The organism is Sphaerochaeta sp. UBA5836 (genome assembly GCF_002432845.1).
Taxonomy (GTDB): Bacteria; Spirochaetota; Spirochaetia; order Sphaerochaetales; family Sphaerochaetaceae; genus Sphaerochaeta.
Genome location: NZ_DJGW01000045.1, coordinates 1 through 6358, shown reverse-complemented (window position 1 = coordinate 6358; position 6358 = coordinate 1). Strand labels below are relative to the sequence as shown.

The 6358-nt window shown below is 50.1% G+C and carries 8 protein-coding genes; 4 read left to right on the top strand and 4 right to left on the bottom strand.

Annotated elements, in window-relative coordinates; all coding sequences use genetic code 11:
* Positions 1-23: 23 nt before the first annotated feature.
* Complete coding sequence (locus tag B3F49_RS03560) at positions 24-560, bottom strand: IS630 family transposase (RefSeq protein ID WP_293909013.1); 537 nt, start codon at positions 558-560, stop codon at positions 24-26.
* Positions 561-577: 17 nt separating this feature from the next.
* Positions 578-1087, bottom strand: a complete 510-nt coding sequence (locus B3F49_RS03555; RefSeq protein WP_293909011.1) for a helix-turn-helix domain-containing protein — start codon at positions 1085-1087, stop codon at positions 578-580.
* A gap of 186 nt (positions 1088-1273) precedes the next feature.
* Between B3F49_RS03555 and B3F49_RS03550 the strand changes: the two genes are divergently transcribed.
* Both B3F49_RS03550 and B3F49_RS03545 read left to right on the top strand, forming a co-directional pair.
* Complete coding sequence (locus tag B3F49_RS03550; protein WP_293909009.1) at positions 1274-2845, top strand: extracellular solute-binding protein; 1572 nt, start codon at positions 1274-1276, stop codon at positions 2843-2845.
* A 68-nt stretch (positions 2846-2913) separates the two neighbouring features.
* Entirely contained in the window at positions 2914-3846 is a 933-nt protein-coding gene (locus B3F49_RS03545) for an alpha/beta hydrolase family protein (RefSeq protein WP_293894957.1), read from the top strand.
* On the opposite strand, the gene B3F49_RS12385 is transcribed toward B3F49_RS03545, so the two are convergent.
* A complete protein-coding gene (locus B3F49_RS12385) occupies positions 3841-4149 on the bottom strand; it encodes a type II toxin-antitoxin system RelE/ParE family toxin (protein WP_363299643.1) in 309 nt (102 codons plus the stop codon). The two genes, B3F49_RS03545 and B3F49_RS12385, sit on opposite strands and share 6 nt — an antisense overlap.
* A gap of 3 nt (positions 4150-4152) precedes the next feature.
* On the bottom strand, positions 4153-4419 hold the full coding sequence (locus tag B3F49_RS03540; protein ID WP_293894960.1) for a type II toxin-antitoxin system Phd/YefM family antitoxin: 267 nt from the start codon (positions 4417-4419) through the stop codon (positions 4153-4155).
* Between the two features lie 173 nt (positions 4420-4592).
* On the opposite strand from B3F49_RS03540, the gene B3F49_RS03535 reads away from it, so the two are divergent.
* Both B3F49_RS03535 and B3F49_RS03530 read left to right on the top strand, forming a co-directional pair.
* Positions 4593-5225: a type IV toxin-antitoxin system AbiEi family antitoxin domain-containing protein gene (locus B3F49_RS03535; RefSeq protein WP_293894963.1), complete on the top strand. Its 633-nt coding sequence runs from the start codon at positions 4593-4595 to the stop codon at positions 5223-5225.
* Positions 5222-6013: a nucleotidyl transferase AbiEii/AbiGii toxin family protein gene (locus B3F49_RS03530; RefSeq protein ID WP_293894966.1), complete on the top strand. Its 792-nt coding sequence runs from the start codon at positions 5222-5224 to the stop codon at positions 6011-6013. The genes B3F49_RS03535 and B3F49_RS03530 overlap by 4 nt, the downstream gene beginning before the upstream one ends.
* Positions 6014-6358 lie beyond the last annotated feature (345 nt).

Here is a 6358-nt window from a genome sequence, read left to right as displayed (position 1 = left end):
TATAGTAAACGTCACTGATTGATTCAGTTTGCCTTGAACGAACAGAGACTCCTGAGTTTCTCGTTTGGATTGCTCAGTGAGGCAAACCAAGAATCAAGGGTGGCCGAGAGGCTGGACAAATCCGGCCAGAAGTGGTTGTGGGTTTTCTCCCTCCTGGTTATCCTCCATACCTGTTCGATTGGATTCAGGTCGGGAGAATACGGCGGAAGGGAGACAAACGACATCCTGTCACGGATGTCCTGGTACTCGGGTTCTTTCTCGACAAGCCGTTTCGCTTTCTTGTGCCAGGGGGCATTGTCCAGGACGAGGATGATCCTCTTGTTCCCACCCGTATCGCACTGGTTGATGAATTGCCTGAAGCTGTCGATGGTCGTCTCCCAGTTGAACCACAGCGGTTTGGCAACGAAGAGCCTCCCGTCCGATGGGATGACGAACCCGCTGTAGGATGCGTTCTTCCTGCCCGCATACGACTTCACCTGCGGCTTGCTGCCTTTCGGCGACCATGTTCGCGCAATGGTGCTCTGGATGCTGAAATGCACCTCGTCCTGGAATACGATGATGTTCGACTCGTCCGAGCTCAGGATTTGGAGTTTTTTTTAAACGCTTCCCTGGCTTCGCCGTCCTGCTCCCCCTTTGCGGGGAACGTCTGGGGCCTGATGAGCGAGAAGCCGAGCTCATGGAACAACCGTTCGCATTGCCTTGTCTTGAGGGTTACCCCGTATGCCTTGCCGATGTGGTCGGAAAGCGTGTTCCCGTCCCACACGTTGTACCCGAACAGGGAAGGCTCTGTAGCTATGTCGTCTTTTATATTTTCTTTTTGCTCTTTGGAAAGCCTCGAAGGCCGCCCGGGTTGCTTTCTTGGCCTCAGGGATTCGAAGCCGTGCTCATCCACCGATTTCATCCACATGGTGAGCGTTCTGGCGGTCTCTCCTGCAGCAGCCGCAATCTGGGCGGCTGATACGCCGCCGAGCATGAGGTTCACCAAGGTGACCTTCCTGATGTATTTCCCGTCTTCTGTGGAGCGTACAATCTGGCTCCCTTCTTGTATCAGGGCGGATTTGTCGGTTTTGAACTTGCGGTTGTTCATATGACCCTCCTCAATTCTACCCCTATTGTAGCATGCAGAGGCGTCAATTGAAAGAGAATTTATTTATGACGTTTACTATAAATCTCGGTATAATGCAATTATTTTTAGGTATTGTATTTTTTCCTCCTTCTATACTGAGTGTACACTCAGGGAGGGCCCTGCCCTTCCTGTGAAAGGGAGGATTCTATGAACAAACACCTGCGCATCATCGTTGGTACGACTCTGTGCCTGCTGATGGCACTCTCCTTGCCCGCACAAGGGGCCAAGGAACAAGCAAGCGAGCAAAAGCTGACACCGATCAGCATGTGGTACGGCGCCTTGATGACCGAAGCCGGTCCCCCGCCTGCCGACTGGGTTGTGTATGACATTGTACGCGACAAACTTGGTATAGAGCTTACCCTCACCGCCCTGCCATCCAGCGAAGACGACCAGGACGTCAAAGTTCAGGCAGCAGGGGCTGCGAACAATCTCCCCGATGTCTTCATGGTCCGACGCACTCCGTGGCTCAGATTGGTCAAGCAGGGAGTCATCGCCGATGTCGACGACATGTATCCGCTCATGCCCAAGCGTACAGCAGAGATGTACACCCCCGGAAGTCGTGCCTACACCACGTACAACGGCAAATCCTACGGCCTTGCATCCCCGGGAGCCATTATCAAGAATGAAGGGGTGGTCATCCGCAAGGACTGGTTGGACAGACTCGGACTGGCGGAACCCAAGACCACCGAGGAATATCTGAATGTAATGCGTGCCTTCACCTTCAACGACCCCGATGGCAACGGCAAGAATGACACCTACGGCTATGGCGCCTTCTTGGAGATCAACCCACTCGAAGAAGGTCTCGGGCGCAGGCTCGACCCCTTCTTCGGTGCTTTCGGCGTAGCCGGAACGTGGAATATGAGCAAGGATAATTTCGGCCTGAATATCCGAAAGCCTGCCTATTACGATGCCCTCGCCTTTGTGAAGCAGATTGTCGACGAACGCTTAATCGACCCCAACTGGCTCTCCTACCGCAAGGATGACTTCAGGGCTGCTTGGAAACAGGGTCGCTTCGGCATCATGCGCGAGCAGAATGGAGCCTTGGCCATGGAAGCCAACTACAAGCCGTTTGACATGAACTTCCCCGAAGGCCAGTGGATGGTCATCGATCCTCCGATGGGTCCTGAGGGCAAGTCCTCCGTAGGCGTGTACTCAGTCACCTACCGCATCACCGCAGTAAGTGCCAAGGCGGCCAAGGAAGGTAAAAAGGAAGCCATCGCCCGTTTGTTTGAATGGATGAGCAGTGATGAAGGCTACTATCTGCTTGGTTGGGGCGTTGAAGGGGTGAACTACACATTTGACAAGGACGGCATCCCCACAGCCGAGGGCATTCCCGATCCAGAAATGGCATACACCCAGCCTAAGGGCAGGCCGTTCATTCAGCTTGCAAATCTCGTCTACCGATACACCGATGCCGAGCTGAAAGCTACCTTCCCGACTTATAAGACCGCAAATGGCAGAAGCCAGAGCGCACTCGATTTCCTACGTGACTTCCAGACCCGCGCTTGGACCGAGGACACCGGTGCCGATACCCTGCCGCTGCCCAATGACGACCTCAAGCGCTTCTATGAACAGGGTGTTGCAGAGTTCATCACCGGACGCAGGGTGCTGAACCAGGCCAATTGGAAGGCCTTTGTTGCAGATTTCGACCGACTGGGCGGAAAAGCTTGGGAGGACGAAGCACGTGCCTACGCCCAGGAGAATGGCCTCCTGTTGTAGAAATACCAAACCCGGGGGAGCCTGATGTAAACAAACAGGCTCCCTCGCTTCAGAAAAGGACGAAGAACATGGATCGAGCTTTGCTGGTACGTCTGTTGGGTGAAAAACCTGCTAAACAGGAAACACAAACAACCTATAGCCTTGCACCGCTGAAGCAGGAGAATGGGTATCGATACACCGAAGTCTCCTACCAAGCCTGTGATGGTGAGATGGTACAAGCATTGCTTTTGATCCCCGATGGCCTGGATATTGCAACAGACGAGAAGCACCCCGTCATAATCGCCCACCACCAACATGGAGGCCGTTACGATGCAGGTATGCTTGAGCCGGCAGGCTTGTACGAAAACCCGGCAAACACGTTCGCGCTCACCCTCTGCAAGGCAGGCTTTATCGTTCTCTGCCCCGAGCAGATCGGCTTTGGACGGCGGAGGGAGAAACTCTCTGATGGCCAGTACATGAACGGACGGGATAATGAGCGCTGGCTCTTTATCCAGTATTACCTCAAGAACCGCACGCTACTGGGAAAGTGTCTCTTCGATATGGAGTGTGCGATGGATATGCTGGAGCAGTTGCCGTTTGTGGACAAAGAACGTATCGGAATCTGCGGTCACTCGATGGGAGGGCTCATCGCCTATTGGTTCGGCTGGTATGAGAAACGCATCAAGGCAATCGCCTCGGTATGCGGGTTCTCCTCTCTTGCACTCCTTCAGCAACGGCATCTTAACCACACATTCACCATGTACCTGCCTGGCATTCTGAACTACGGGGATACCCCGGACCTGCTTGATGACATCTGTCCAAAACCACTGTATCTCACCTTCGGAGCCGAGGACAGGATTTTCCCTGTAGACGCCTCTTTGGATATCTGCAGAAAGGCTCAAAGCATCTATACCCAACAGGAAGCGTCCAATCAGTGCCTGGCGGAAGTGACTGAGGATGGGCATGTTTTCACTGAAGAGAAGCAATCAAGGGCGGCAGAGTTTTTTAGGATGTTGTTATAAGTATTGTGTCAGATTGCGTTTGCCATAGACTACTCTAGCAACCGTGACGGTCTGCTTTGAATCGTCAATCCAGTAGAACATACAATAGTGCTTGATTACAACGCAGCGATACTCATGCTTCAGAGGTTTATAGCAACGATAGACTTGTATACTATATGGAGCATGTGCAATTCTTTCTGCAGTCTGCACAATGTTAAGAACGAGATGCTCTGCAGCTATAGGATTATGCAGAACCTTGGCAATATACCTAACAATCTCATCGATGTCTTTCTTAGCTATAGGTAGATATGTGAGAGCATACATTGCTTACTCCTCGATGATATCACGCATGGCTTTCAGAATATCTTTCGAGGAGTATCTCGTCTCATTGGTTTCTGCTTCTCGTTCCGCTTCCTGTAATTTTCTATATACTTCACTTGAAAATTGCATGCTTTCGTATGCCTCCATACTCATCACCACCATGTCACCGAATCCATTTCTAGTGAGAAAAATTGGTTCTCCGGTCTCATGCACGATTCTGGATATCTCTGCAAAATTATTCCTTAGATCTGAAACAGGACGTATTGTTTTCATAGTAGTACCTCACGAATAATTTAGCATGATTATGCTAAATTTTATAGTGCTCCATCCAAGTTTCCGATTCTACAGACCAACTGTGTTATATATCAGGCGGATAGTTCAGGAATTCGCTTCAAGAACGCTCATGTTCTTGTTTTATTTCCAGAATGCACTATAATTAGTGCATCATGGAAACAAATAAGCGTGCTTCATATCTCACATTCCGATCTACCTTCTCTGAAATGGGTTGTTTCTCCATGAACCAAATACGCTTTGGAGGAGTCTATCAGGTAGGAAGGAACACCATCTCCCGATGGGTCAAAGAAGGCAAACTGATACAACTCAGACAGGGTATGTATGCGTTTCCTGAATCGAAGCAGGATGGGGATGCCCCTTTCTACATCGCCAACAAGCTCTATGCACCATCCTACATCAGCATCCACTCGGCCCTTGCTTTCTATGGGATGATACCCGAAGCAGTAGTCCAAATAACGAGTGTCAGCAGCCGAAAAACCACCTTCTTTGAGAATGAGCTGGGACAGTTCAGCTACCATAGTGTAAAAAGGGAAGCAATGTTCGGTTATACCATCGAACAAAGTACATTTCATCCTACTTGGGGAATGCTGATTGCTGAACGGGAGAAAGCAATCTTGGACTTGCTCTACCTGTATCCACAGTATACGAGCAAACAGGACATGCTTGACCTACGTCTGGACCTTGATGACATCGACTCTGCCAAGCTCGATGCCTACACAGAGCAGTATGGAGTGAAAGCACTGGAACGTCGTGTAATGACTTTGAAGGAGGCATATTCACTATGATTGACCTACAGGCATTGCAACACTACTTTCCCGCCACGGTGCAACGACGAACCGATTTGGCCGCTTATATGGTAAAAGAATACCTACAGTGTCAGATCTTGGAATACCTGAGCCATACTCAATATATGGAGCACCTCTCATTCATTGGTGGAACCAACCTTCGATTGATCAAGCGAATCGATCGTTTCAGTGAAGATCTTGATTTTGATTGCAAGAACCTCAGCTTTGAAGAATTTCAATCGATGACCGACTTGGTAGTCAAGCATCTTTTGGACCAAGGGTACAATGTTGAACCAAAACAACAGGAACACGAGGGACTGCACGCTTATCGGAGAAGCTTGTATTTCCCCCAGCTTCTCTTCTCCTTGAACCTAAGCGGCTATAGAAATGCAAAATTCCTTATCAAGTTTGAGATGCAGGACCAAGGATGCACCTATCCTGTTCAACGTGCCTTTATCCAAAGCTGTGGTTACTATTTTCCCGTCCCTGTTCCTCCTGATGACATTCTATGTGCCATGAAAATCTCAGCTCTGCTTTCAAGGACAAAGGGAAGAGACATATACGATACTCAATTTCTGCTTGGGCAAACAAAGCCAAATTACGAATATCTGACTGCTAAACATGGGATTACCTCTGAATCGGAGCTCAAGCATGCAATTCTCCAACGCCTCAAACAGGTCGACCTGTCTCTGAAACAGCATGATTTTGAACATCTGCTCTTCGACAAACAGAAGAGCAGCACCATTCTCTACTTCCCTGACTTCATCCAGTCTTACCACAGTGACTGAGTACTCACCTCCACCCATTTCGCACCGCCCTGACTCTTAGCCTTGCAACCATAGCCATCCAGCTGGTGCATCTGGTCTCTGCGCTGTTGAAACCCCATGCTTAGACCACACCGGGTCTGTGGCCGATCATCACCTATGTGGTATTCGGCTGTGCAATGCTCTGCTTGGGGCTTCTGCTGCTCAAGAGTCGAAAAAGCGACGACCACCGCTCACTGAAAACCTTATATGGAGCATCGGGTTGAACTGTCTACTTTTCGTCCCCTTGGGGGCAATAGAGTACGTGTCGCAAGCCTTCTCGCTGTTCGCCTACCAACCACTGAGCCTGGAGTACCTGGTGTATTTGGT

Excerpts from the sequence above, each read along its gene's own strand:
- B3F49_RS12385 (WP_363299643.1), bottom strand. The coding sequence starts at position 4,149 with ATGTATGCTCTCACATATCTACCTATAGCTAAGAAAGACATCGATGAG.
- B3F49_RS03540 (WP_293894960.1), bottom strand. The coding sequence starts at position 4,419 with ATGAAAACAATACGTCCTGTTTCAGATCTAAGGAATAATTTTGCAGAG.
- B3F49_RS03545 (WP_293894957.1), top strand. The coding sequence starts at position 2,914 with ATGGATCGAGCTTTGCTGGTACGTCTGTTGGGTGAAAAACCTGCTAAA.
- B3F49_RS03555 (WP_293909011.1), bottom strand. The coding sequence starts at position 1,087 with ATGAACAACCGCAAGTTCAAAACCGACAAATCCGCCCTGATACAAGAA.
- B3F49_RS03550 (WP_293909009.1), top strand. The coding sequence starts at position 1,274 with ATGAACAAACACCTGCGCATCATCGTTGGTACGACTCTGTGCCTGCTG.
- B3F49_RS03530 (WP_293894966.1), top strand. The coding sequence starts at position 5,222 with ATGATTGACCTACAGGCATTGCAACACTACTTTCCCGCCACGGTGCAA.
- B3F49_RS03535 (WP_293894963.1), top strand. The coding sequence starts at position 4,593 with ATGGAAACAAATAAGCGTGCTTCATATCTCACATTCCGATCTACCTTC.